Consider the following 1,899-nt stretch of genomic DNA (forward strand, 5'->3'; position numbering starts at 1 on the left):
GCGAGCGAGAACAACCTGGTCCTCAATGGCAACGTCATCACCAACGACGTGCAGGGGGCGGATGGCGCGGCGGTGACCGCGGGCACCCTGAGCGGGACCTACGGCAGCCTGGTGCTCAATGCCAACGGCGCCTACACCTACACCCTCAACCCGAACGACGGTGACTTCAAGGCGCTGACCGGGGGCGGGGTGGGCAGCGAAGTGTTCACCTACACCCTGACGGATGCGGACGGAGACGTGAGCACGGCGACCCTGACCCTGACCATCAAGAACGACGATGACGGGGTGACCATCACCAACCTGACGCCCAAGGGCGAGGGCGGGGATGCGAAGGTGTACGAGGACGACCTGCTGGCGACCCGCGGCGCGAATGAGTCGGCGGGGTCGGACAGCAGCAAGGAGTCGACCACGGTGACAGGGGACTTCACCATCAGCGCGCCGGACGGGGTGAAGACCCTGAGCGTGGGTGGCATCAACATCGTGGTGAACGGGGTGGTGGCGGGCTTCCCGCTGAGCGGGGTGACCACGCCGCTGGGCAACACCCTGACCATCACCGGGTACAACCCGGCGACCGGGCTGGTGAGCTACAGCTACACCCTGAACGACAACGAGGCGCACCCGACGGCGGACGGCAACAACAGCCTGTTCGAAGACTTCGCGGTGAGCCTGGTGGACAGCGACGGGGACTCGGCCTCGAACACCCTGAGCGTGCAGATCGTGGATGACGTGCCGACGGCCAACGATGATGCTGACAGTGCCACTGAAGGTGTGTTCACTCCGGTGACGGGGAATGTCATTACCGGGGCGGGTACCATCGGCGGTACAGCCGGTGCCGGGGTGGACGTCATGGGGGCTGATGGTGCGGCAATCAGCCAGGTCGTGAGCTCGAACGGCAATTCAGACAGTAATCCTGCCGGTGGATTCACCGTGACCGGGCTGTATGGGACGCTGACCATGGGGCTGGATGGCGAATACAGTTATACGCTCACGGCGGCATCGGTTCCCGTGGGGGCCTCGGAGGTATTTACCTACACGCTCAAAGATGGCGATGGTGATACGGATCCGGCAACACTGACAATCAATATTGCTCAGGATACCCGTGTCCCTGTATTGACCATCGGCAATGCGACGGTTGATGAGGAGGGACTGCCTGAGGGGACCGCTGCCAGTGGTAATTCGGAGATATTCAATGGCAGCTTCACCATCAACACCCAGGGGGAAAATCTGACTACCTTGACCATCGGTGGGCAGGCTTACAATTTGACCAGTGGCGGCAGTCAGACCTTGATCAACAATACGGAAGGAATGCTGACGGTAACCGGTGTCAGCGGCCCCACAGCCGGTGTCTACACGGTGAACTATACCTACACGCTCAAAGACAATGTGCTGACTCACAACGTTCAGGGCAACAGTGATACAGCGAATGGTCCGAGTTTCGTCGTGTCGGCTACGGATGCCAGTGGCGACAGTGGCACGGGTAACCTGCAGGTTGTGATCAGCGATGATGCCCCCATTGCCAATGCTGTTACCAATGCAGGCCAGGCGACTCAGGTGCAGAACACGAATCTGATGTTGATCCTCGATATCTCCGGCAGTATGGGTGACCCATCGGGCTATCAAGGCATGACTCGGATGCAGGTGATGCAGAAGTCCGCGTTGGAGCTGCTGGACAAATACAGCGCCTACGGCAGCGTCATGGTCAATATCGTGACCTTCTCCACTTCAGCCGCCAATCCGACCGGGGTGTGGGTTTCGGTCGATGTAGCCAAGGCCATCATCCTTGGCCTTACCCCCACGAACTCGATGCGTATTCCGGCGAAGTTGAACAGCCATTCCGGCCAACGTGAACACCCTGATCCTTAACGCGCTCACGTCACCCCGTTTCTAACTCGAGTGTTC

At 60.3% G+C, this 1,899-nt stretch carries 1 protein-coding gene; it reads left to right on the forward strand.

The annotated features are described in order from the left end of the window. Positions 1–1,863 (forward strand): VCBS domain-containing protein (locus AB5Y64_RS13205; RefSeq protein WP_368203975.1); only part of this gene is annotated, 1,863 nt, incomplete at its 5' end. Positions 1,864–1,899 lie beyond the last annotated feature (36 nt).

The sequence above is a fragment of the Aeromonas sp. R5-1 genome, assembly GCF_040908265.1.
Taxonomy (GTDB): Bacteria; Pseudomonadota; Gammaproteobacteria; order Enterobacterales; family Aeromonadaceae; genus Aeromonas; species Aeromonas caviae.